21 protein-coding genes and 1 tRNA gene are annotated in these 23,875 nt (G+C 58.5%); 8 read left to right on the top strand and 14 right to left on the bottom strand.

The features are described 5' to 3' along the window. Position 1: 1 nt before the first annotated feature. The 4 genes from ACVWZF_RS09310 to ACVWZF_RS09295 all read right to left on the bottom strand — a co-directional run bounded on the left by ACVWZF_RS09310 (position 2) and on the right by ACVWZF_RS09295 (position 2,200). On the bottom strand, positions 2-475 hold the full coding sequence (locus tag ACVWZF_RS09310; RefSeq protein WP_011434221.1) for a F0F1 ATP synthase subunit B': 474 nt from the start codon (positions 473-475) through the stop codon (positions 2-4). A 94-nt stretch (positions 476-569) separates the two neighbouring features. Beyond that, positions 570-815: an ATP synthase F0 subunit C gene (gene atpE, locus ACVWZF_RS09305; RefSeq protein WP_011430931.1), complete on the bottom strand. Its 246-nt coding sequence runs from the start codon at positions 813-815 to the stop codon at positions 570-572. A gap of 228 nt (positions 816-1,043) precedes the next feature. Continuing rightward, on the bottom strand, positions 1,044-1,790 hold the full coding sequence (atpB, locus tag ACVWZF_RS09300; RefSeq protein ID WP_011434223.1) for a F0F1 ATP synthase subunit A: 747 nt from the start codon (positions 1,788-1,790) through the stop codon (positions 1,044-1,046). A 5-nt stretch (positions 1,791-1,795) separates the two neighbouring features. After that, positions 1,796-2,200: a hypothetical protein gene (locus ACVWZF_RS09295; RefSeq protein ID WP_238376806.1), complete on the bottom strand. Its 405-nt coding sequence runs from the start codon at positions 2,198-2,200 to the stop codon at positions 1,796-1,798. A 517-nt stretch (positions 2,201-2,717) separates the two neighbouring features. Between ACVWZF_RS09295 and ACVWZF_RS09290 the strand changes: the two genes are divergently transcribed. Both ACVWZF_RS09290 and ACVWZF_RS09285 read left to right on the top strand, forming a co-directional pair. Next, positions 2,718-3,305: a DUF3177 family protein gene (locus tag ACVWZF_RS09290; RefSeq protein WP_011434226.1), complete on the top strand. Its 588-nt coding sequence runs from the start codon at positions 2,718-2,720 to the stop codon at positions 3,303-3,305. After that, positions 3,302-3,616, top strand: a complete 315-nt coding sequence (locus ACVWZF_RS09285) for a DUF7734 family protein (RefSeq protein WP_011434227.1) — start codon at positions 3,302-3,304, stop codon at positions 3,614-3,616. The genes ACVWZF_RS09290 and ACVWZF_RS09285 overlap by 4 nt, the downstream gene beginning before the upstream one ends. Positions 3,617-3,630: 14 nt before the next feature. On the opposite strand, the gene gpmI is transcribed toward ACVWZF_RS09285, so the two are convergent. The 4 genes from gpmI to mnmE form a co-directional block, all read right to left on the bottom strand. Continuing rightward, positions 3,631-5,223: a 2,3-bisphosphoglycerate-independent phosphoglycerate mutase gene (gpmI, locus tag ACVWZF_RS09280; protein ID WP_011434228.1), complete on the bottom strand. Its 1,593-nt coding sequence runs from the start codon at positions 5,221-5,223 to the stop codon at positions 3,631-3,633. Between the two features lie 215 nt (positions 5,224-5,438). Continuing rightward, a complete protein-coding gene (locus ACVWZF_RS09275; protein WP_011434229.1) occupies positions 5,439-5,957 on the bottom strand; it encodes a tetratricopeptide repeat protein in 519 nt (172 codons plus the stop codon). A 39-nt stretch (positions 5,958-5,996) separates the two neighbouring features. Continuing rightward, complete coding sequence (gene dps, locus ACVWZF_RS09270; protein ID WP_011434230.1) at positions 5,997-6,497, bottom strand: DNA starvation/stationary phase protection protein Dps; 501 nt, start codon at positions 6,495-6,497, stop codon at positions 5,997-5,999. A 110-nt stretch (positions 6,498-6,607) separates the two neighbouring features. Continuing rightward, on the bottom strand, positions 6,608-7,987 hold the full coding sequence (mnmE, locus tag ACVWZF_RS09265) for a tRNA uridine-5-carboxymethylaminomethyl(34) synthesis GTPase MnmE (RefSeq protein ID WP_457411316.1): 1,380 nt from the start codon (positions 7,985-7,987) through the stop codon (positions 6,608-6,610). A gap of 150 nt (positions 7,988-8,137) precedes the next feature. Between mnmE and glgP the strand changes: the two genes are divergently transcribed. Beyond that, positions 8,138-10,738 carry an alpha-glucan family phosphorylase gene (glgP, locus tag ACVWZF_RS09260; protein ID WP_457411315.1) on the top strand — a complete coding sequence of 867 codons (2,601 nt, stop codon included), beginning with the start codon at positions 8,138-8,140 and terminating at the stop codon, positions 10,736-10,738. A gap of 412 nt (positions 10,739-11,150) precedes the next feature. Continuing rightward, positions 11,151-12,212, top strand: a complete 1,062-nt coding sequence (locus ACVWZF_RS09255) for a tetratricopeptide repeat protein (protein WP_457411314.1) — start codon at positions 11,151-11,153, stop codon at positions 12,210-12,212. On the opposite strand, the gene ACVWZF_RS09250 is transcribed toward ACVWZF_RS09255, so the two are convergent. Continuing rightward, positions 12,209-13,018 carry a response regulator transcription factor gene (locus ACVWZF_RS09250; protein WP_011434234.1) on the bottom strand — a complete coding sequence of 270 codons (810 nt, stop codon included), beginning with the start codon at positions 13,016-13,018 and terminating at the stop codon, positions 12,209-12,211. The genes ACVWZF_RS09255 and ACVWZF_RS09250 overlap by 4 nt on opposite strands. A gap of 230 nt (positions 13,019-13,248) precedes the next feature. On the opposite strand from ACVWZF_RS09250, the gene fni reads away from it, so the two are divergent. After that, complete coding sequence (fni, locus tag ACVWZF_RS09245; RefSeq protein WP_041437648.1) at positions 13,249-14,307, top strand: type 2 isopentenyl-diphosphate Delta-isomerase; 1,059 nt, start codon at positions 13,249-13,251, stop codon at positions 14,305-14,307. Positions 14,308-14,578: 271 nt separating this feature from the next. On the opposite strand, the gene ACVWZF_RS09240 is transcribed toward fni, so the two are convergent. The 4 genes from ACVWZF_RS09240 to ACVWZF_RS09225 all read right to left on the bottom strand — a co-directional run bounded on the left by ACVWZF_RS09240 (position 14,579) and on the right by ACVWZF_RS09225 (position 18,606). Next, positions 14,579-16,177 carry a DUF6930 domain-containing protein gene (locus ACVWZF_RS09240; RefSeq protein ID WP_457411312.1) on the bottom strand — a complete coding sequence of 533 codons (1,599 nt, stop codon included), beginning with the start codon at positions 16,175-16,177 and terminating at the stop codon, positions 14,579-14,581. A 189-nt stretch (positions 16,178-16,366) separates the two neighbouring features. Next, positions 16,367-16,439: transfer RNA gene (locus ACVWZF_RS09235), tRNA-Thr, on the bottom strand. An 83-nt stretch (positions 16,440-16,522) separates the two neighbouring features. Further along, a complete protein-coding gene (locus ACVWZF_RS09230; RefSeq protein WP_457411311.1) occupies positions 16,523-17,335 on the bottom strand; it encodes a TPM domain-containing protein in 813 nt (270 codons plus the stop codon). 143 nt (positions 17,336-17,478) lie between these two features. Further along, the gene (locus tag ACVWZF_RS09225; RefSeq protein WP_457411309.1) at positions 17,479-18,606 is read right to left on the bottom strand and encodes an FAD-binding oxidoreductase; all 1,128 of its coding nucleotides are present in this window, start codon (positions 18,604-18,606) and stop codon (positions 17,479-17,481) included. Positions 18,607-19,118: 512 nt separating this feature from the next. Between ACVWZF_RS09225 and ACVWZF_RS09220 the strand changes: the two genes are divergently transcribed. From ACVWZF_RS09220 to ACVWZF_RS09210, 3 genes are all read left to right on the top strand, one after another. Beyond that, positions 19,119-20,135, top strand: a complete 1,017-nt coding sequence (locus ACVWZF_RS09220) for a cytochrome c oxidase subunit II (RefSeq protein WP_457411307.1) — start codon at positions 19,119-19,121, stop codon at positions 20,133-20,135. A 77-nt stretch (positions 20,136-20,212) separates the two neighbouring features. Beyond that, positions 20,213-21,919 carry a cytochrome c oxidase subunit I gene (gene ctaD / locus ACVWZF_RS09215; protein WP_457411305.1) on the top strand — a complete coding sequence of 569 codons (1,707 nt, stop codon included), beginning with the start codon at positions 20,213-20,215 and terminating at the stop codon, positions 21,917-21,919. A gap of 118 nt (positions 21,920-22,037) precedes the next feature. Then, positions 22,038-22,649, top strand: coding sequence for a cytochrome c oxidase subunit 3 (locus tag ACVWZF_RS09210; RefSeq protein ID WP_414351249.1), 612 nt, complete (start codon positions 22,038-22,040; stop codon positions 22,647-22,649). Here ACVWZF_RS09210 and holA read toward each other — a convergent pair. Continuing rightward, complete coding sequence (holA, locus tag ACVWZF_RS09205; protein WP_457395271.1) at positions 22,637-23,629, bottom strand: DNA polymerase III subunit delta; 993 nt, start codon at positions 23,627-23,629, stop codon at positions 22,637-22,639. The genes ACVWZF_RS09210 and holA overlap by 13 nt on opposite strands. Positions 23,630-23,875 lie beyond the last annotated feature (246 nt).

Here is a 23,875-nt window from a genome sequence, read left to right as displayed (position 1 = left end):
TCTAACGAGCACTGCCCAACAGTTTCTGGGTAATCTGGGCGGCAATGGCATCCACCTGCTGCTGCAGCTGTTCGAGGGCTGCCTGCTTCTCTTGCTCGACCTGTAGCCGCGCCGCCTCCAGCTTCTGCTGGATCTCTGCCTGCACGGCAGCCAGTTTCTCGGAACGAATGCGAGCAGCTGCAGCCTCTGCCTCAGCGATCACCTGCTGGGCTTGCAAGCGGGCCTGGCTGATCTCAGACTCATACTGTCGGGTCAACGACACCGCCTTGTCCAACCGCTCTTGGGCTTCCGCTTGAGTGGTGCGGATGTAGTCGTTGCGGCTGTCGATAGCCCGCGTAACCGGCTCATAGAAGAGGGAGTTGAGCACTGCCACCAACAGCAAAAACTGAATGGCAATCAGGGGCAGGGTGGCATCCAGATCGAAAAGACCACCTTTTTCAGCCGCTTCAACAGCCAACAAGGTTGGAAAGAACATGACGTTGCAACCCCAACAGGAACTGAGTCTGAGATGGAGCTGGGTGAGGGGGCGGGCGGATGGGTAAATCAATGCAGTCCGCCCCCAATGAGAGTTAAGCAAAGGGGTTGGCGAACAAAAGCACCAGCGCCACCACCAAGCCGTAGATGGTCAAAGCTTCCATGAAAGCCAAGCTGACCAGCAAGTTGCCGCGGATCTTATCTTCCGCTTCGGGCTGACGGGCCAGCCCCTCCATGGCGGCAGCGGCAGCATTCCCCTGACCCAGACCGGGACCCAGGGATCCCAGGCCAATGGCCAGAGCAGCAGACAAAACAGAAGCAGCAGAGGTTAACGGATCCATAATGAGATGCTCCTTGTCATTCACAAACCATCGATACAAAAGCAACAGCGCTTTTCAGCCTTGGGATGATCCGGGCTCAGTAAATCGACCTCGCTCACCCCTTTGTCGGCGGCCTTCAGCATAACTTGTCGGCCCCAACAAACCTTACCAGAGAAGGGATCCCTTGCGCTGACCCCCTTGAGATGATTTTCCCGAAAAGGGCCAAGGTGGATCGACCGAACAGCGGCCTCAATCACGGTGATCCCCTCCTCCATGACCTTCCAGCGCCTCTCCAATGTAAGCTGCCGAGAGGGTTGAGAAGATCAAAGCCTGAATTGCCCCCGTAAACAGGAACAGAACCATCACCGGCACGGGGATAAACAAGGGCACCAGCAACACCAACACCGCAATCACCAGCTCTTCTGCCAGGATGTTGCCGAATAGACGGAAACTCAGGGAAAGGGGCTTGGTGAAATCTTCTAAAACGTTGATGGGCAGCAGAATCGGGGTAGGCTCGATGTACTTTTTGAAGTAAGACAGCCCCCGCTTGCTGATGCCGGCCACGAAATACATGATGCTGGTGAGCAGCGCCAACCCGGCAGTGGTGTTGATGTCGTTGGTGGGGGAGGCCAACTCCCCTTCCGGCAGAGGAATTAACTTCCACGGGAAGAGGTTGCCCATCCAGTTGGAGACAAAGATAAACAGGAACAAGGTGCCGACATAGGGTACCCAGGGCCGGAAGTTTTTCTCGCCAATCTGGGCTCGGGCAATGCTTTGCACAAATTCCAGGGCATACTCGACAAAGTTTTGCAGGCCAGCCGGCTCCCGCTGCAGTTGACGGGTGCCCAAAATGACCACCGTCAAGATCAGGGCAATGGCGATCCAGCTGGCGATCAAAACCTGCCCGTGAACCGTGAATTTGCCCAGGTGCCAGTAAAGGTGATGGCCGACCTCGAGTTCTGCCAAAAGAGGAGGAGAGGAGAAGGACAGGTTCATGGGCATCACACAGAAGAAGATGAACGGGTCAAGGTCTGGACAAGATGAATGAGCAGGGTGACCTTGTAGGTCATGAACCCCAGGAAAATGGGCAATATCTGTAAAGACTTCACCTGAGTGGCTAAAACGATCAGCCCGACAAACAGAGCCAAACGCGTCACCCCCAAACGGTTGCGGCTTTTGCCCAGCTCCGCTACGCCGCGGCCCAGCATGCGCAGATAAACCACGCCAACAACCGCCCCCAGCAAGTAGTTGGCAGCTACCCCCAGAGAGTAAACCAGGGCCACTCCCACGGCAATGGCCAGACTTACCCCCAAGGTAACCAGCACCAGCCACAGCTGCAGCGCTTCATAGCTCCCGCTGCCAGCAACTGCTGCCCCCCTAGCTCCACCCTTCACCTTCCTCGCCAAATCGGGCCTCCCCAGGGCAAGGGGTGGCTCTGACGCAACTGGATCCCCTGTCTCTTCCTCCCGCTTCGGAGAAGGAGGTGCATTCTCCAAGGGAGGCAGTGGTCTGGGCTTCCACTGGGTCGCCTTCCAACGGGTAGAACTGTGAGAGAGGAGTCTGGAAGAACGGGCCATGGTTTCGAGGTCATGCCTCTCAAGGTTTGACCTTAACCCAAGATAACACGATTAAGTAACAATACTTAATGAGATTAAGTTGGGCCAAGGTCTGAAGGAGACTCCGCTGGTCGCTCAGACAGGCAGCTGGCCTTCCGAACGACAGGGATACTCCTCTGAGGAGCTAGCTAAGAATCTACCACTTTCGGGGATCGGTAGCGGCAAAATGGAAAACTTTCTGAAAGCTGTCTGGTGTAAAGTTTTGCTGGGGATGGTCAGCAGGCGTTAACATTCCGTAACTCTCTGTGTCCCGTCCTGGATCCCCCAGGTTTCATATACTAAGGGGCAGGAGTGGCAGAGGGTGAGGATGACTCCCCAGAGTTGGCTGGTGGATGCAATCTGGCTGGACTACCGCTTGGCAGTGGCGCTGACGGTGGTGATGCCATTGCTGCTGCTGATTTGGGCTTTTGCGGTGGGGTTGCGGCCCTTGATTCAGCTATTGATCGTTTATTGGCGGGTATCGAGCCTCTTGGCGGTGACGGTGTACCTGATGATTGGGGGCCTGCCCGTCAGCTTTCTCAGTGGAGCAATGGCGCGGCTGTTGATCTTGGTTTGTCTTTGGTTTTGGCGGGACTGGAGTGCTGCTCTCGAGCAGTCGAGAACCTGGGCGGCGCGAGCCTTTTTGCTCTGGCGGTGGGGCCTGACTGGTTATATGGGGGCCGGGATCCTCTTTTCGGGGGCCTTTGTGCCCTGTGCTTTCCGCACTTCTCTGCCAGAGGAGTGCCGGGCTTGGTTTGGGCCACCGCTGGGGTTTCGGGAGATCTTCCATCCCAATGTATCGCCGGAGCTGCTGGGGAGCGTGGGGGCCTGGGGGCTGGTGGCCTACCTGCTCTACAGCCTCTACTTTGTCTGGCGGCTGCGACCCGGAACTGATAAGGGGGAACTGGAAGCATGAGGGCCCTGCCTTGGCCCTTGGCCTTGGAGCGCTATAGCCAAGACCACCCGCAAGAGGTGCTGCGGGTTGAGGTGGAAAGCGAGGGAGAGTCTGATCTGGTGCTGATCTACCGCGGCTACAGCAGCTCCTTGCGCCGACCCACTCCCCCCGATCCCGAAGCGGCGGTGATCCCTCCCCAGGCCCGCTTTTTGCAGTTGGAGCGCTTGGCTGCCCCCTATCACCCCGAGCGCTCACGGGTTCTGGCTGTCTATCGCAACTGGGGAGAGCTAACAGCATGGCTGGCCCAAGAAGGGATCCCAGTGACGGAGTAAGGGATCCCTGGCACCTACCGCCCCACAGGACTGGGTTGCCGCTGGAGGATGGTGTATTCTGCCGGCTGCAAAAGCGAACGTCCTGTCATTTCGGGGGGCTGAGGCAGGCCCAAGATCTCCAGCAGGGTGGGGGCCACATCAGCCAAAGTGCCGTTGGAGCGCAACTTGACATCGCCGCCACAGCCGGGGATTTTGCGCCTTTCCCCCTCCACCAGAATGCAGGGAACGGGGTTGGTGGTGTGGGCCGTCCAGGGGTTGCCGTTCTCATCCCACATCAGCTCTGCATTGCCATGATCCGCCAGGATCAAAGTAGTGCCTCCCGCATCTACCACTGCCGCCAGCAGCCGGCCCAAACAGCGATCCACCGTTTCCAGGGCGCGGATGGTGGCTTCGTAGTTGCCGGTGTGACCTACCATGTCGGGGTTGGCATAGTTGAGCACCACCAGGCTGTATTCGCGGCGGGCGATGGCCTCTATCGCCTTGTCGGTCACTTCCACTGCCGACATCTCCGGCGCCTGGTCGTAGGTGGTCACCAGCGGGCTTTGCACCAGGATGCGATCTTCGCCGGGGAAGGGCTGCTCGATGCCGCCGTTGAAGAAGTAGGTGACATGGGCGTATTTTTCCGTCTCGGCAATGCGCAATTGCTTGAGGCCGGCCTCGCTCACCACTTGGCCCAGCAGGTGATTCAGGTTCTGGGGCTTGAACAGCACCTGCACCGGCAGATCCGCCTCGTACTGAGTCATGGTGATGAAGGTGAGAGCCGGCAGCAAGGGGCGTTGAAAACCCGAAAAGTCTGGGCAGACAAAGGCTTGGGTAAGTTGGCGGGCGCGATCTGGGCGGAAGTTGAAGAAAAGCACCGCATCTCCCGGCTGCACAGCCCCCGGAGCCAGGCGGGTGGGCGGGATGAACTCGTCTGTGAGATCCTGGGCATAGAAAGCTTCCATCACCTCCGCGGCGCTTTGTCCACGGCCAGGGCCGTCTTGGGTCATGATCTCGTAGGCCTTTTGGGTGCGCTCCCAACGGCGATCCCGATCCATGGCGTAGTAGCGTCCGCTCAGGGTGGCGATGACGCCATTGCCCAGCCATTGCAGCTCTTTTTCCAGGGCGGCCAGAACCCTGGCACCATCGCGGGGCAAGGTGTCGCGGCCATCGGTGATGGCGTGGACATAGGCCGGAATCTCAGCCTGGGCCGCCAGCTTGAGCAACCCATAGAGATGGTCGATGTGGGAGTGAACCCCCCCCTCGGAGCAAAGGCCAACGAAGTGAAAACGGCCCCCTCGCTCTCTGAGCTGGCGACAAACTTGCATCAACAAGGGATCCTGGAAGAGGGATCCTGTCTCTATCGCGTCGCTGATGCGCACCAATTCCTGCGGCACCACCCGCCCTGCCCCCAAGGTCAGGTGCCCGACTTCAGAGTTGCCCATCTGTCCTGCCGGCAGGCCCACGGCCCGACCCGAAGCTTGCAGCAGGGTGTGGGGATAGGCAGCCCAAAGGCTATCCAGGACAGGGGTTTCCGCAGCCAGCACCGCGTTGCCATCGAGAGCATCCCGATAACCCCAGCCATCCAGGATCACCAAAACCACAGGTGCTACCGATTGCGAATCCATGAAATGGCCTCTCGTTTTATTTAAGACATAATACCAGCCCAGGCAACACGATACCGGATCTTACATTTGCGCTCAAGATTTCAGTATTATCAATCTTCTTTTGAGAGGATAAGGAAGTGCCTGCACAGGCAGGATGGAGTCTTTAGAGCCAACTCCTATGGACAACTGTGCTGCGGTCAAGAGTATTTCTGCGGATGGAATTGCAGATGGGATCCTCAGGGGCTGGGCTGCAACCGTTTGCGCAGAGACTCCGAGCGCCGCTTAGCAATGGCATTTCGGGGATCCAACTTCAGGGCAGTTTCGTAAGCTTCCAGGCTTGGGCCATAGAGATTTTTCTTCTCATAGGCATGGGCCAGATTGTTCCAAGCAGTTACATAACCGGGATCCGCAGCCACGGCATCCTTGTAGTAACGGATGGCCAAGTCGTACTGCCCCTGGCTGAAGTAGGCAAAACCGAGGGCGTTGCAGACGGGGGGAATGTTCTCCCCGGCCACTTCTAGGGCTTTTTTGAGCTGGGCAACCGCCTGGTCGTAGAGGCCTTTTTGCAAATAGACGCTGCCCAACTCGTAGTGCTCCTGCGGGGATCCCTTGCCTTTGCTCAGGCGGGGCTGCAGCTCACGGATGACCTTTTCCTGGGCCCGTACCCGCAGCACCTCCCGCAGGACAAAGAAGCCCGCCACGCCGAGGATACTGGCCAGAGCCACCAAATACAGGAGGGGAACGTTAACGCCCATTTTGCTTGATCCACTTGCCTGTGACTGGCCTCGCTGGCGTCACGCCTGCAGGTGAGCCTCGATAAACCAAAGATCTTTGTCAATCTGGCGCGAGATCTCGGTGAACAGGTCTGCTGTGTCGGCATCCCCCAGTTCGGTGGTGCGGTCAATGTTGCGGCGGACGGAAGCTGCATAGTGAGCGTAACGGGCTGCCAAAGCCTGCAGGTGATCCCGACCCTCTTCAGCGGCCAGATCGTACTCCGGCAAGGTGGAGGTTTGGGCAACGATGCGAGCCGTGCCGCGGGCGATGCCCCCCAGCGCCGTAACCCGTTCCGCCAGCATGTCCACGTAGTTTTCCAGGGTGCTGGCAAAAGTGTCGAACATCTCGTGCAAGGCGATGAAGTGCATGCCTTTAACGTTCCAGTGGGCCTGTTTCACCTGCGTCTTCAGATCCAACGTGTCTGCCAAGGACTGGTTGAGCAGCTCCACCAGTTGCGTGCGGGCCTCTGCCGGCAAGTCGATCCGGGTGGGGTACAAACGGGTTTTCTCGGCGGTAACCATGGCCAACCTCCTAACTGTGTTTCCATTATCGGGGATCCGCTTCGGCTTCCCAACTGAGCCCATAGTAACACAAACTCAAAATGAGTATGAGTTAGGAGGAGTCTATAGAGTTACTTACCGATGCAGAAGCGGCTGAAAATCTGATCCAGCACTGATTCCGAGATCTCCTCGCCGGTGATCTGGCCAAGGGCATGCAGGGCGCCCCGTAGGTCGATGCTCCAAAAGTCCAGGGGGAGCTGAGCTTGGATGGCCTGCCCCACCTGTTCCAGGCTGGCTTGGGCTTGTTGGAGGGCAGCAGCCTGCCGCTGGTTCAGGCTTATCTCCAGATTGGGCTGGGGACGTCCCTGGGTGACGAGCTGCTCCAGGGCTTCTTCCAGCTCCGGGATCCCTTTCCCTTGGGCGGCAACGGCGGGGACGCGGTGGGCAATCTCGGGGGGGAGGGGGATCCCCTCTGGCGGGGCGAGGTCGGTTTTGTTGATCACCAGGATGAGGGGGCGATGGCGGATCGACTCGTAGATGGCGGCGTCGGCAGCCGTCCAGCCCGCTTGGGCGTCGATGACCAGCACCAGCACATCGGCAGCCTGGGCTAGGCGTTGGGAGCGCTCCACCCCCAGCCGTTCCACCGGATCTTCGGTGGCGCGGATGCCGGCAGTGTCCAGCAGTTGAACGGGGATCCCTTTTACCACCAGGTGGGATTCCACCACGTCGCGGGTGGTGCCGGGCAGATCGGTGACGATGGCCCGATCCTGTCCTGACCAAGCATTGAGCAGGCTGGACTTGCCCACATTGGGCCTCCCGACAATGGCCACCTTCACCCCGGTGCGCAGCAGTTGTCCCCGTTCTGCCGTGGCCAGCAGGGCTTGCATCTGGGCTTGAATAGCTTGGAGCCGGGCCTGCCAAGCGGCAACATCCAAGGGGGGCAGATCCTCTTCAAAGTCGAGGCGAGCCTCAATTTCTGCCAACAAACTCAGCAGCTCCTGGCGCAGGGCGCGAATGGATCCCCCTAACTTACCCTGCAAGCCTGCTAGGGCCATCCGGGCCGCCTGAGGGGAGCGGGCCGCCACCAGATCGGCCACACTCTCGGCCTGGGTGAGGTCAATGCGGCCATTCAGAAAAGCGCGCAGGCTAAACTCCCCCGGCTGAGCCAGCCGCGCCCCCTGCCGCAGGCATTGTTGCAACGTGGCCTGAACCACCATGATGCCACCGTGGCAATGCAGCTCTGCCACATCTTCGCGGGTGTAAGAACGGGGGGCCTGCATCCAAACGGCCAGCGCTTCGTCTAGGATTTGGCCTTTCTCGTCGCGGATCCAGCCGTAGAGGAGCCGATGGCTCTCCCAGACTGCGTTGCGGCGGGCAGGGGTAAAGATGGCTTGGACAATGGGAAGGGCTCGTGACCCGGAAAGGCGTACAATCCCCACGCTGCCCTGTTCAGGCACCACCGCAGTGGCAATAGCAGCGATCGTATCGGCCAGTGGGGCAGTCGGATCCATCCCAAATAGAGCCCTGAGGGAGTTCGAGCAGCCGTTGGATTACAGCTCGGCATCCACTGGATTACAAATCGACATTCAAGTTAAAAAGCCACGCCCTCAGGCTGAGGGCAAGGTAGCCTGACAGTGGAAACAACGCTCCTCCCAGTCTTTATGAAGCCGCTACGCACGTTTAAGGTCACTCCCTACCTGCCTACTCCGCTGGAAAGTCTGCGCTTGTTGGCTTACAACCTGCATTTTAGTTGGAACGTAGAAACCCGCAGCCTATTCCGGCGCATGGATCCGGATCTGTGGGATGCCTGCAGCCACAACCCGGTGGCTCTTCTGGGCCGGATCCGGCAGGAACGGCTGGATGAGTTGGCGGAGGATCCCGGCTTTTTGGCCCAGTTGGAACGGGCCAGCCAACAACTGCAGAGCTATCTGCAGGAAGACACTTGGTACCGCAAGTATCGTTCGGCCCAAGCGGTGGAAGGGGAGTGCTACGCCTATTTTTCGGCAGAGTTTGGTTTGGCGGATTGTCTACCCCTCTACTCAGGCGGCTTGGGGGTTTTGGCCGGGGATCACCTCAAGGCGGCCAGCGACCTGGGCTTGCCCCTGGTGGGTGTGGGCTTGCTCTACCAAAAGGGGTATTTCCGCCAGTACCTCAACCCCGACGGCTGGCAGCAGGAACGCTACCCAGTTAACGATTTCTTTAACATGCCCCTGGAGCTGCAGAGAGATGCGGAGGGCCGCGAAATTCGCATTGAGGTGGATTATCCCAACCGCAAGGTGTTCGCCCGCATTTGGAAGGTGACGGTGGGGAGGGTGCCCCTCTATCTTCTGGACACCAACATCGAGCCCAACAGCCAGTACGACCAAGACATCACCGATGAGCTGTACGGTGGCGACCAAGATCTGCGCATCCACCAGGAGATCATGCTGGGGATCGGCGGCGTGCGGGCTTTGCGCGCCCTTGGCATCCATCCCACCGTCTACCACATGAACGAAGGGCACTCGGCCTTTTTGGCAGTAGAGCGGATTCGCCTGTTGATGGTGGAGCAGGGGCTGAGCTTTGAAGAGGCCTGGCAGGTGGCCAAGTCCAGCCAGATGTTTACCACCCACACGCCGGTGCCCGCCGGGATCGACCTATTCCCGCCCGACAAGATCGATTACTACCTCGGCTTCTACTACAGCCAGATGGGCCTGAGCCGGGAGCGCTTTTTGGCTTTGGGACGGGAAAATACCGGCGACTTCCAATCTCCCTTCAGCATGGCAGTGCTGGCCATCAACATGGCCTCTTTTGTGAACGGTGTGAGCAAGCTGCATGGGGCGGTTTCCCGCAAGATGTTCAGCCGGCTGTGGCCTGGGATCCCGCTGGAAGAAGTGCCGATTACTTCCATCACCAACGGGGTACATGTCCGCACCTGGGTGGGGGAGGAGAACCAAGCCCTCTACGACCGCTACCTGGGGCCGGATTGGGCAGAGGCTCCTCCTTCGGATCCCCTCTGGAAAAAGGTGGATCGGATTCCGGATGGGGAATTGTGGCGGGCCCACGAGCGCAGCCGCTCCCGCCTGATTAACTTTACCCGCGAGCGCTTGATGGAACAGCTCCAGAAACGGGCTGCCTCAGCGGCTGAGATCCAACGGGCCTCTGAGGCCCTCAACCCGGAGGTGCTCACCATTGGGTTTGCCCGCCGCTTTGCCACCTACAAGCGGGCCACCCTTTTGTTCCACAACCTGGAACGGCTCAAGGCTTTGCTCAACCATCCTCAGTACCCGATGCAGTTTATCTTTGCCGGCAAGGCCCACCCCCGCGACATACCCGGCAAAGAGCTGATCCGCCAGATCGTGCAGGTGTCGCGGCAGCCGGAGTTTCGCCAGCGCTTGGTTTTCATTGAGGACTACGACATGTATGTCACCAGCTTGATGGTGGCCGGGGTGGATGTGTGGCTGAACAACCCCTTGCGCCCCCGGGAGGCCAGCGGCACCAGTGGCATGAAGGCGGCAGCCAACGGTGGACAGAACCTCAGTATTTTGGACGGCTGGTGGGACGAGGCTGACTATTACCAGACCGGCTGGCCCATTGGCCGCGGTGAGGAGTATGAGGATCGCGCCTATCAAGATGAGGTGGAGTCGAATGCCCTCTACGACCTGCTGGAACAAGAGGTTGCCCCTCTCTTCTACCAGCGCGGCAGCGATGGCCTACCCCATCAGTGGATCCAGCGCATGAAGCAGGCGATTCGCCTCAATTGCCCCCAGTTCAGCACGCAGCGCATGGTGTTGGAGTACGTCCAGCGAGCCTACATTCCTCTCAGCAACTACTTCGACCGCATGCGCCGTGACCACTTCGAGTCGGCCCGCCAGTTCGTTCGTTGGCAAAACCACCTGCAGGAGCATTGGTACAACATCCAGGTTCTCAACGTCCAGATCGAAACCCCGAAGAAAGCTGCCGCTGCCGGCCTTGCCTTGGCACAGGATGACCAAGTGGTGATGGCCAGGGATCCCCTCACCGTGACGGTGGAGGTGCGGCTGGGATCCCTGCAACCTCAGGATGTGATCGTGCAAGCTTACCAGGGGCCGGTCAATGATGAGGGCCAGATTCAGAAAGGACAGGCAATCTCCCTGCGCTATGTGGAGACGCTGGAGGATCGGGCCATCTTTTCCGGCCAGATTTGCTATGAGGCCAGCGGCTTGCAAGGGTTAGCCATCCGCTTGCTCCCCTTCCACCCCGATATGCACGATCCCTATGAGCTGCGGTTGATGCTCTGGGCGTGACATACTCCCATCACTGACCCTACGGGTACAGTGTGGGCTTCTCGCTTCATCGGGGAGCCTACGCAAGAACCCTCTGCGAGCAGACACGGGATGTCCCACCGCGTAGCTGCACCAGATTCCGGCAAAGCCGCCTTGTGCAACTACTCTCATCATACACCATGTGGGGGTCTCTGTATCCCGACACTGACGCTACGGGTACAGTGCGGGGCTTAGCTACCCCCACACCCCCACAAGCTAAAGGGTTGGGAGGAGCACGGGGATCCCCTTTCTACTCTTGATCCAAGTGAGCTACGGGAGCTTTTTGGGCTTGAGCTGTTCGGCGTTTTTCGCTGCCAAATCGGGCAGAATCAGAGAGAAGCTCGCGAGCAGATTAAAAAAACAGGATACGCTCGTAACAGCGGTGCGGAGCAGTATGTTCAGAGCCCACGACTCTGCCGGTTTGCGCCTTTTGATTGCGGTTGCCCTGTTGCTGGGGAGCATGGCCAGCTGGCGGCAGGATCGTCTTTTGGCAGTGATGGGCCTGGTGGGTGCAGCCGCCATCTCTGCCTTTACCCGTCCGGCCATCTTGGCCTACAACCGTGGTCGAGAACGGTGGCTGAACCGGGATTTGCTGGGGGCTATTGAACAGCTCAGCTTGGCTCTGCAACGGGATCCCTGCCTGGCCAACGCCTACATTTTGCGGGGAGAAGCCTACTTTGCCCTCGGCCAAGTTCCCCAGGCCCTGGAGGATTTCGGCCAGGCGATCCGGTTGGCCCCGCGGCGACCAGAACCCTATTTTTATCGCGGGCTGATTCGTCAATCTCAGGGGGATCTCCAGGGAGCAACGGCGGAGTTTGCTGAGCTGGTGCGCCTACACCCCAATGTCCCCCACCACCTCAGCTTGGCCAACCTGCTCATGCAACAGGGATCCCTGCCTTTGGCCCTAGCTCATCTGGATGAAGCCATTCGCTTGGATCCCACCTCAGCGCTTGCCCATTCCCAGCGGGCCCGTTTACACAGCTACCTGGGCACCTGGGAGGCGGCTTTGTCCGATTGGTCGCAGGCTATTTACTGGGATCCCAGCCCAGCCCACTACTACCAGCGGGGGGTGACCTACGCCTGTGGTGATTACTTTGACGAGGCCATTGCCGACCTCAGCCGCAGCTTAGAAAGAGAACCCCAGCAGCCCAACGTTCTCTACATCAGGGGCAACCTTCTCTATGCGCTGGGGGAGATCAAAGCTGCTTTGGACGACTACGAGCGGGCCTTTCGCCTGGAAGCGGATATGAACCGGACTGACCTCTCCGACGAGTATGGCTTGTACGGACGAGGGCTGGCCTACTGGAATATGGGAGATAAAGCGACAGCTTTTTCGGATTTGCAAGCAGCTCTGCAGGTCAGCCGCCAACATCACAACCTGGCTCTGGAGCAGCGGGTGCGCCGGTCTCTGCTGCAACTGAGCGATCCCGACTGGGATCCTGCGCAATCTGCCTAGCGGGATTTGATTGATTGATTTGCAGGTGCCTCCCCTGACGCTGCGACTCCACGACGCTGCCGCTGAGGCCCAGATCCCGAAACGCCTGCAGCCACTGAAACGGTTTTCTGTTCCTGAGGCAGCGGGGGGTTGAGACCGAAGCAGTAGCCGACATTGCGCACTGTGTGGATCAAGCTGGGCTGGCGCGGATCCCGTTCCAGCTTTTTGCGCAACGAGAGGATATGGGTATCGACGGTGCGAGGGTTATCGGTGGAATCCGGCCATGCTCGCTCTAGTAGCTCTAGACGAGAGACGGGATCCCCGTCCGCCTGCACCAGCACCATCAGCAGGCTAAACTCCTGGGGCGTGAGGTCGATCTCTTCCCCAGCCAAGGCGACGCGCCGTTGCACCAGGTCAATTTTGAGATCCCCATACTGCAGAAAGGTGGGAGGAATATGACGCTGTCGCCGCCGAGCCAAGGCTAGAAGGTGGGCATCCAGCAGTTGCATACTGAAGGGCTTGGTGAGGTAATCGTCCGCTCCTGCCTCCAGGCCGGCGATGATATCCGCCTCGGATCCCCGGTGGGAGAGTAGCAGAATTAACAGATCACATTGGCGATGGGCCCACCGGCACAATTGCAGCCCGCCGCGGTTGGACAGCTCCGCATCCAAAATCAGCAGGTGAATGGGCTGGTGTTGCAGCAGGGTCTTTGCCTGGCGAAGGGTCTCTGCTGCCCAAACTTGGTGTCCGGCCTGTTGCAAATGCCAACACAGCAAGCTGCACAGATGAGGGTTGCCTTCTGCCAGCAAGATGTGCAAGGGTTGCATGGCTGTCCGGTTGGGATCCCGCCCACATCATAGTGCTCCGCACCGCTGACGCGACAGTGCTATGCCTCCGGCACCCTACCGGGAACCGCACTGCTGTCCCAGTAGATAGCGAGTCACCTTGGACTCCGTCCCGCTAGCGCGAACGGGCAATGCTGTTCGCTTTTGGCAGCGCGCGGCGTTATAGACTGACAATCTCTACCAAGACCAAGGTGCTCCGCACTGCTGACATGATGGCCGATTCTCTACCCCCCATTTCCGAGCGCAAACAGGATCACCTGGACATTGTTCTGCAGCAGGATGTGGCTGCCAAAGGGATCCGCACCGGCTTTGAGCGGTTTTTCTTTGAGCATGTGGCGCTGCCGGAGCTGCTGTTGCCGGAGATCGACCTAAGCTGCGAATTCTTGGGAAAACGCCTACAGGCACCCCTGCTCATCAGCAGCATGACGGGGGGAACAGAGGCTGCCCATGAGCTAAACCGACAACTGGCCGCCGCTGCCCAACAGTTGGGCATTGCCATGGGGGTGGGATCCCAGCGGGCAGCTTTGGAACATCCAGAGCTGGCCCGGACTTACCAGGTGCGCCAAGTGGCCCCGAATATTTTGCTGCTGGCCAACCTGGGTGCCGTTCAGCTCAACTACGGCTATGGGTTGGAGCAGGCGCGACGGGCGGTGGAGATGATCGAGGCGGATGCATTGATTCTGCACCTCAATCCTCTCCAGGAGGCGGTTCAACCCCAAGGGGATCCCGACTGGCGTGGATTGTATGGCCGCATCGAACAGTTGGTGGCGCAGTTGCCGGTGCCCGTGGTGGTGAAGGAAGTGGGCAATGGCCTCAGTGCTAAGGTAGCCCAGCGGCTGGCCGAATGCGGTGTGGCGGCCCTAGATGTGGCGGGAGCGGGCGGCACCAGTTGGAGCGAGGTGGAGGCCCATCGCCAACCAGATGCTCTCAAGAAACGCATCGCCCACAGCTTTAGGGATTGGGGGATCCCAACGGCTTTGTCCCTGCTGGAAATTCGTCGCCTGCTGCCGGACTTACCCCTGGTGGCCAGCGGTGGCATCCGCAATGGCATCGACGCGGCCAAAGCTATCCGTCTGGGAGCCGATGTGGTGGGTATGGCCGCCCCCGCTTTACACGCCGTCTCCCAAGGACAGATGCAGGCGGTGGTGGACACCTTTCGTGCCGTGATCGAGGAGCTACGTATTGCTGCCTTTTGCACCGGATCGGCCAACTTGGCCCGGCTGCGACAAGCTACTCTGCGGCGGCAGGATACCTGGGATCCCTTGCCCTAAACTCCAAGCACTTGCCACAAACTGAGGGTCAATACCAGAGCCCCCAGATGATAGGGCCACTGTATGCTTTGTCGAGATGCTTTGTCGAGATGCTTTGTCGAGCTATTTTGCCGGTCAGCACCCAGGAGAGAACCAGAGCCAAGATAGCGTGGATCCCTGGAAAAACCGAATCACCGCCCGGTAAACCTGCCAGAGATAGAAAGAGGGGATCCCGGCTGGGAGAAAGTTGCTCAGGTTACCAGCAGCACCTAACCTGCCTCCATCTGGACGGTCAAGGCAAGTGCAATTGTCGGCTAATCCGCACCATCGGCCCCAGTCCCAGTCCCGTTGGGTTCAAAGCCTGCATCTCAAACAAGGCCAGAATGTGGCGCACTTGCAGCTCTGGACGCGTAGAATTCACCCCCATCGCCACCACCAAGCCGCAATAGCCACCCGTATCCCGGCAACGCCGCTCCCAGCGCTTGCGAGCCATGGAGTGAACGGGATCATCTTCGGGAAACTCTCCAAACAGGTGCAGATCGCGATTGCCCGTTTGCACAATTTCCAAGTCGTAGCGATCGCCATCGAAGGGATCCACCCCTGTGTTGAAACAAACGCCTTGCGGCCCACCTTCCCCACGCAAATTCTCGATGAGCTGCTTTGCTTTTGATCGAGAGGTGCGCACAATCACCACCGGCAGCCCTTCTCCATTTTTCACCAGCTTGCTTTGGGGGAGGGGATGCCATTGCCCCGTGCGACGCAGCATTTCCACCGTTGTCCACGGCAAGACCCCCAGACCTATCTGCGCGCCCTCGGGCACCAAATCATCCCGCAGCAGGGTTTGGGCAGGTTCTTCCTCCTCCCCTTCCAGCTGCAGCAGCTCTTCGGCCACGTCCGGCAGAGTGCGCACCTGCACCGAAAGGGTTGCTCCCTTCTCTTGGGGGTTGGGAATGCGGTACCGACCTTGATAGGAGCGAAAGTCATCTTCCAGCTTGCGGTGGTACTGCTTGAAGAAGCGATGCAAGGCTTCCAGGGCCACCGATAAGACCGCTGCCTCGTCCTCCTGCAAAGTCACGCGCAAGCCTTCCAGGGGGTGAATGGTGCCGAAGTTCGGCTCAATTTCCTCGGGATCCAACTCTGCCAAGTCCAGATCCGGCAGTTCGTTGAGTTCAGGATTGCCAGCTTGGAAGGTGAGATAGAGACAATCTTGCCTGAGGAAAGCCTCCTCCATTTCTTCGGGAGTGGCCGGCTGGGCCGCATCCTGGCGAAACTGTTTAAGAGAGGGCAGCGAGCGATAAAAAAGCACCCCATACTCCATGCCCAACCGCCCCATCACCGAGACATAAAGGGTTTGGATGTCCCAGTGATTTAGGTCGATCGCCAGGATTTGGTGATCCTCTAGGTAATCCCAGGGAGCATCTCGCCAGAGGGTAAGGGCTTTGCCGGCCAGCAACTCAACATAGTGTTCCGGCAGAGGGGGAGGGATCCGTTCGTTGGCCTCTTCAAAGCTCTGAAGGATCTCATCGATTAGAGGCAATTCCGGCTGGCATTCCACCTTAATGTCCAGCTGGTGCAGAATGCCGCGCAAGAAAAATTGCACCTCTCGATCCCGCACGATGATCTTCTGGGGGCGAGCAGGTGAGGCAGCATGGGGCCGCTCCATGGCCACAATCAAGGTTCGCACCATCGGCTCAAAGCCAGAATCGGCGGACACCACTTCCATGGCCCGTACCACGCCCTGAACGCCATCTACCCAAAGAATGCACTCCCCTTCCGTTTGGGATCCCACGGGTGGCGATCCTGAGAGCTTGTGACGATCCCCTTCCCACACCGAGGGCACCTGGGGCAGCTTTTGCAATCGACGAACCGTAGCGGCTGGGAGACCGGACATAGACATCCAAGGAGAATCAGGAGAACAACCCAATCGGCTGAGTAGGTATGCCAAACTGAGCAGGGATCGGCCTTGGCCTCCTGTCAACAAGACCCAGGGATCCCGCTAATGCCAATCTAACCACCAGTGTAGAAGCTGAGTTCTGCTTCAGCGAGAGGAGACGGCAGAGCCCAGCTCTATAGCAACAAAAGCTGATGGTCAGATTCGAACTGACGACCGCTCGATTACAAGTCGAGTGCTCTACCAACTGAGCTACACCAGCAATTTCTGCTCACCGATTCTAGCATTTGTCCCCTGCGAACTGGGGCTCGCAGGGAAGGACGCCCAGCCGACTTCACGAGTCAGCTACTGCTGATCCACTGCCGGGCGAGCAATGGGAGCTAGGTAGATCACCAAAGCCCCTGCCAGAAACCCCAAGACGTTGCGCAAGACCGGGATCCAATCCTGCGTGCGTGTGACCACCGGCCCGATACCGAAGGCCCCGAACAGAATGAACCACAGGGGAGAAATGAGCAAGGCCCAACGCCAGTTAAACAGCTCCTCCGCATGGCGGGGCTTGCCGGCAAACCCGAAGACAATCCCGCCCAAAATCGAGGTCACCAGCGTTAGGATCCACTGCTCCTGAGGCAGGCCGGGCACCACACGGCAGCCCCCCTGATGAAAGCAGCGATCCAAGACATCAACGGTCTCTAAGATGGCGCGGTGGGTGCCGTGCTCCCGCACATAGAATTGGTTGCCAAAGCGAGATTGCAGCTCAATCCAAAAGGTACGTGGCAAGATCTCGCGCACAGCATCCCCCACATTAAACGCCAGTAAGTTGCCCCCCCTGGGATCCGCCACCATCAGAACGCTGCGCTCATTCAAGCCCCAGTATTCCTTCACCTGACGACCCGGTGTTTGGTCGAACTGAGTCAGCACCCGCAGCTTCCAGCCGGTGTCTTGCTCTAACTTGTTCAGATGCTGGGCCAGTTGAGCTTCCTGATTGCTGGTCAACTGATCCGCTAAGTCCAAGACCGGCACAGGCGGCTGGGGCAACTCCATCGGCACCACCGGCAGGGCAGGTTGCGCCCAGGTCAGGGATCCCCCGCCCACCGCAATCAACAGCCCAAGGCAAAAGCCCACCCCAACGCGGAGTATCCGTTGCCACTCGATGCTCATGCTGATCCCTCTCTTAGCTTTGACGCTGAGATACTGAGAAATGATGTTAAGAAATGTTTCAATTTCTTATAGATCTATCATGCACCGGAACAAGACGTTTGGCCAGAGGGATCCCGAGGAAGCAGCGGTGGCGAGGGCGATGTTTATATCAAGCTGGGGCTAAAGGTGCCGGCGGGGTCGAAGTGCTGCTTCAGCTTGCGCATTAGGCTGGCAACCGGGCCAAAGTCATGGGCAAGAGCCCTCTTCAGAGCCGGCGGCGCCTCCAGAAGCAGGAGAAATCCGCCTGCGGACTTGAGGTAGCGTTGCAGTTGCATTAGGGATCCCACTTCTGGCTGAACCAGCCAAGCCCGTCCTAGCCCACAGCCTCGGTGCAGTTGCACCTGAGCTCCAGGGAATAGGGTTTGAAACTGCTCCAATGTTGCCAGGCTCTGATTGGGCAGGCACCCGAACTTGGCCAGCACTGCTCCTGAGCCGGGTTGAGGCAGGGACAGAGAGCCGGGATTCACTTCCTGCAAAGTCAGCCCTGCAGGGGCCAGCCGCCGCGTTTGGGCCATCTGTTGGGCAATCGCTCGCTCCGAGCCGTGAAAGCTGAGCCAAACTTGGGATCCCTCTGCCCTCAGCCAGAGATCCACCCCCACAGGGTTAACGGGGCCGGTCAGCACCTGCCGACACAAAACCTCCAGCTCCGGCAGGGATCCTGTAGCCAGCAAAGCAGACTGAGCTGCCGGCAACGGGTAAAGCCGTAGGCTCACCTGGGTCAAAATTCCTAGGCTGCCCAAGGATCCGGTGAACAGCTTCATCAGGTCATAGCCGGCAACATTCTTGACAACCCGCCCGCCCGCTTTGGCCACTTCCCCATCCGCCCGCACCCAGGCTATGCCCAGCAGCAAGTCGCGGATCCCGCCGTAACGCCAGCGCAGAGAACCTGTATCGGCAGTGGCAATAATGCCCCCCAGGGTAGCCCGATCCGGATAGAGGGGATCCACCGGCCACCATTGCCCTCGCTCCGCCAAAATGGGTTGCAGTTCCGCCAAAGTCATACCGGCTTCCACCGTAACGGTGAGATCGGCGGCTGCATGGTCGATGAGCCGGCGTAAGCCACGTGTGCTGAGAACCAGATCCACCGGCTCCACAGAGTGGGCCCAGCCCCACTTGCTCCCCTGCCCCAGCGGCAGCACTTTCCGCCCTTGGCACTCCTTTAAGATTCCGGCCAATTCCGAGACCGTTGATGGAGTCTGGATCGGCAAGGGATCCCCTGGATCAGATAGCAAGGTCGCCAGTGAATGGGGAGAAGACATTGGGGAAAGCGAAGCAGAGATTAAACAGAAGCAGAGATTAAAGAGAGAAAACCTGTCCAAACCAGCCCAATTGCGGGGTTATCCCACCCTACCTCAGTCTACAGCCAGCAAAAATCTCAGCTTGGAGAGATGACCCTCAACCAGAGCCAGCCTTCAGTGCAGTACCGCCCTTGCGCAGGTCTGCCGAAAATCTCGGAACCAAAGCTCTGTCTCGTCACTGCTCACCCTGAAAGATCCTGAAGAGATCCATAAGCCTGCAGGGTTTCTCTCTCCCGCAGACTACTATCTGATACTAGTGGAGAAGCCGTGCGCAGCGAAGCAGACTCTACAATCGGAAAACTTTGTAAACTCCGTAAACAATGCAAACAAAAATAAAAAACGGCAACAGTAAAAAACGACGGATTAAGTTGAGCAAGGTAGTTTGCAGACGCTGTGAGCAGATTATCTGCTAGGATGGACGCTCTTTGTATTGGGGAAAAGCAGTCGTGAGTGCGCTGAGCAACATCATCTTGGTGGCTATGGGGATCCTCCTGACCCTTGCCAGCCTTTGGTACGGGCAAAACCACCATCTGCTTCCCGAATCTGCTGCCGAATCAGCCCCCTTGTTCGACAGCCTCTTTAACAGCACCATAACCATTGCCACAGGGATCTTTTTGGTGGTACAGGGTGTACTTCTCTACTGTATTGTCCGCTACCGCAAGCGGCGAGGCGACAAAGGCGACGGGGATCCCAGCCATGGCAATGTGCTGCTGGAGATCGTGTGGACGGCGGTGCCGGCGGTGATCATTCTTTGGTTGGGCTTGGCCAGCCTAGATGTCTATCAAGCTGTTTACGGGGGTGCTCATGTCGGCGGCCATATCCACGCGACCATGGCCGCGACCATGGCGATGGAGTCTTCCCACGAAGCTGAGGCGGGGGATCCCGGCTACGCTTATACCCCTGTAGTGCTACCCGGGAAGGAAATGGGCCAGCCGGATCTGGTCGTCCAAGTGCAGGGCATGCAATATGCTTGGATGTTCACCTACCCGGATTCCGGCCTGGTGGCCAGCGAGCTGCACCTTCCTCTAAACAAGCGGGTGCGCTTGGATATGACGGCTCTGGATGTGAACCATGCCTTCTGGGTGCCGCAGTTTCGCCTCAAGCAGGATGTCATCCCTGGCCGAGAGACCCACCTGGAGTTTGTGCCCACTCAACTGGGGCAGTACCCCATCATCTGCGCAGAGCTGTGCGGCCCCTATCATGGGGTGATGGCAGGGCAATTGTTTGTGGATACGCCGGAAGACTTCGAGCGCTGGCAGCAGGAGCAAGTTTTGGCCGCCCGTGGCGAGGGCAGCACCTTGGCCCTCGTTTCAGATTTCTCGCCAGTCCATCTCTCTCCTCGGCCAGGCTCCCCTGAGGCCGAGTCTGCCTTTGCCCATGTCCACCACCAGCGTTTGGGCGTCTCCCCCTCAGATTTGAAGTCTCTCCAGTCCCATTCTGGATCCCTTCCTTCCGCAGGTTAGCCGGGATCCCTGACGCCCCTTTGGCCTGCGCTTGTGGGAACAACATTCTGCCAACGCGATATAGGAGCTTTTGTGCAATGACCCAGCTGCAAGACAGCTCAAGACTTGTTGCTGCACCGAAGGTTGAACTTGAACTTCCTGCTGAGCCTTGGTGGCGCTTCTTTACCTTCTCCACCGATCACAAGGTCATCGGGATCCAGTACTTGGTGACCACCTTTTTCTTCTACTTGGTGGGAGGGGCGCTGGCGACGGCAGTACGGGCAGAGCTGGCTACTCCAGAGGCCGACTTTCTCGGCTTTGAGCGGTACAACGGCGCCTTTACCCTGCACGCCACGATCATGATCTTCTTGTGGATCGTGCCGGCGCTGACAGGGGGCTTTGGCAACTACCTGGTACCGCTGATGATTGGGGCGCGGGATATGGCCTTCCCCAAGCTGAATGCAGTGGCCTTTTGGCTGGTTCCGCCCACAGGGATCCTGCTTTTGGCCAGCCTGTTCATAGAGGCTCCGGCTGCCGGCTGGACTTCCTACCCGCCCCTCAGCTTGATCAGCGGCAAAGTGGGGGAAGAACTCTGGATCCTGAGCATTTTGTTGGCAGGAACCTCTTCCATCCTGGCGGCGGTTAACTTCATCACCACCATTCTGAAGATGCGCATGCCCGGCATGAAGATGGAAGACATGCCGCTGTTTTGCTGGGCCATGCTGGCAGCATCTATTCTTACCCTCATTGCAACACCGGTTCTGGCCGGTGCATTGATTTTGCTTAGCTTTGACCTGTTGGCGGGTACGGCCTTTTTCAACCCCAGCGGCGGCGGGGATCCGGTGGTGTACCAGCACATGTTCTGGTTCTACTCCCACCCGGCGGTGTACATCATGATCTTGCCGGTCTTTGGCATGATCTCGGAGATTTTGCCGGTGCATGCCCGCAAGCCCATCTTTGCCTACAAGGCCATCGCCTACTCCAGCTTGGCCATCTGCTTTTTGGGGTTGATCGTCTGGGCTCACCACATGTTCACCAGTGGCACCCCTGACTGGATGCGGGTGTTCTTCATGATCGCCACCATGGCCATTGCCGTTCCCACTGGGATCAAGGTGTTTAGCTGGCTGGCCACTTTGTGGGGCGGCAAAATCCACTTCCGCTCGGCCATGCTGTTTGGCATGGGTTTTGTCTCGATGTTTGTGATCGGCGGCTTGAGCGGGATTATCCTCGCCTCGGTGCCTCTGGATATCCACGTTCACGACACCTACTTTGTGGTAGCCCACCTGCACTATGTGTTGTTTGGCGGCAGCGTCTTTGGGATCTATGCCGGCATCTACCACTGGTTCCCCAAGATGACGGGGCGGCTGCTGAACGAGTTTTGGGGGCGGGTGCACTTTGTGTTGACCTTTGTCGGCTTTAACATGTGCTTCTTGCCGATGCACAAGCTGGGCCTGATGGGGATGCCCCGCCGGGTGGCCCAGTACGATCCCCAATTTGCCGACCTCAACTGGATCAGCTCGGTGGGGGCCTTTGTTCTGGCCATTTCCACCCTGCCCTTTTTGGTTAACGCCATCTACTCCTGGGTGGCCGGGCCCAAGGCGGGAGACAACCCCTGGCAGGCTCTCACCCTGGAGTGGACGACTGCTTCGCCGCCGCCTGCCCACAACTTCTATGGGGATCCCATTTTGCTGACCGGCCCCTATGACTACGGTTTGCACAGCAAGGAGACGCTGGACTACTTTGCTGCTCAGTTGCAGAGCTTGCGGGAGCTGGCACTGGCGGAAGCGGAGCCTACTTCTTCTTAGCAGGCCGGATGCCCGGTGGGCTGCTGATCCCCTGCTCACTGGGTATTCCAGTCTTGGCTGGGCTGCTTGTACAGCCTCAAGAAGTCTCAGGAATTCAGGAATTTAGGTGGAAAGGAATATGCAAGGATCCCTTGCCTCTGAAACGCTGATGGTTGGCCACTCAAGGGCCCACACTGCCCATGCTGAGCACCCAGATCATCGCGTCTTTGGCATCTTGATGTTTTTGGTGGCAGAAGGCTGTCTTTTCCTAGGGCTGTTCATGGCCTACCTGGCCTATAGCCTCACCGCCCCGGTGTGGCCGCCGGAGGGAACCCCAGAGCGGGAATTGCTTTTGCCTGGGATCAACACGGTGATTTTGCTCTCCAGCAGCTTCGTCATTCACAAAGCTGGGTCGGCCATCAAGGCCGATGATGTCAGGGGTCTGCGGCTGTGGTTTGCCCTCACAGCGCTGATGGGGGCGGTTTTCCTGGCAGGGCAACTCTATGAGTACAGCAACCTGGAGTTTGGCCTCACCACCAATTTGTTTGCCAGCACCTTCTATGTTTTAACGGGGTTTCATGGTCTCCACGTGATGGCAGGGTTGCTGTTTATTCTGGCAGTGCTCTGGCGCTCCTTTAAACCCGGCCACTACAGCGCCCAACATCATTTTGGCGTCGAAGCTGCCGAGATCTACTGGCACTTTGTGGATGGGGTTTGGGTTGTGCTGTTTATTCTGCTCTACTTGCTCTGAGCTCGGCCTTCACCCAATATAGCCACGATTTGGATCAGCGCTTCTTGAAAGGCATCTCGTTCCGGCTGTCCTTGCTTGAGGTTGTATTCCAATTGCAAAAGCTGCTGCATTGCTTTCAGTAAAGCTGTGGTCTTCAGGGATCCCACCTCTTTTTGCAGAAAGTAAACCCGATTGGGATTCCCGATTTCTGCTTTCTGGGCGATGACTTTGGGATCCCGTTCTCCCTGATCCAGCAGCAGCCGCACCCATAGCCAGGTGCGAAATTGGCCTACCAACACCGCCAGAATCCTCAGGGCCGGCTCGTTGTGATCCAGCAGATGGGTCAAGATGCGTAGGGCTTGTTCCAGATTCCCTTTGCGCAGGGATCCCGCCAATTGAAAGCTGTTGTAGGCGCTGGCGGGAACTAACGCCTCGACTTGTTCAGGAGAAATGGGATCCTGTTGGCCTGCCGTAAACAGGGCCAGCTTTTCCAATTCCATCGCCAAGCGACGGGAGTCATTGCCCACCGCCTCGGCCAATTTCTGGGCGGCTGCCGGGCTGAGGGCCAGATCCCGTTGTTCAGCTTCCCGCTGCACCTGCTGGAGAATACCCTCCTCATCCCAAGGGGCCAGTTGGGAAAACTCGCGGACAATGGCCGTTTTCTTGAGGATTTTGGTGGATTTCAGGCGCCCATCGGGTTTATTGCTGGTGGTCAAGAGCAGATGGGTGGTAGGGGGTAACTGGGCCAAGGTTCGCTCCACTTCTTCCCACAGATCTTCCGGGCAATGTTGGGTGAGTGTTGTCTCTTCCAGCCAAACCAAGCGGGCGTTGGATCCCAGCGGCGGGGTCATGGCTTGGTTGAGCCCGGCAACCGTGGATTCCGGCGGCAGGCGATCGTAGTTAAAAGCTGCCCAGTGGGGATCCAGCACTTGATCCCGCAACTGCTGCACCGCCTGCATCAGGCGATAGGTGTCATCTCCCCAGTACAGGTAAACGGGCACGCTTCGACCGAGTGATTTACGAGATGTTTTTCCCCTACTTCCTCCATTTTGCGTAGGTCAGCTCACCTTGTCTAAGCGATTTGGCTGGGATCCCTGCTCAGCTTGGTGGAGGGAGTCAGTCCAAGTGAAGATACCGAGCCCAGCTTGACTCAAGTTGTTTAAGAATAGGTCAAGTACTCGCCCTGTCTGGCGAAAACAAAGGCATCTTTACATAACTTTCATAATCCAGAAGTCTCCGCAGCTCAA

The sequence above is a fragment of the Thermostichus sp. OS-CIW-30 genome, from assembly GCF_054060215.1.
This window is presented reverse-complemented; position numbering and strand designations above follow the sequence as displayed.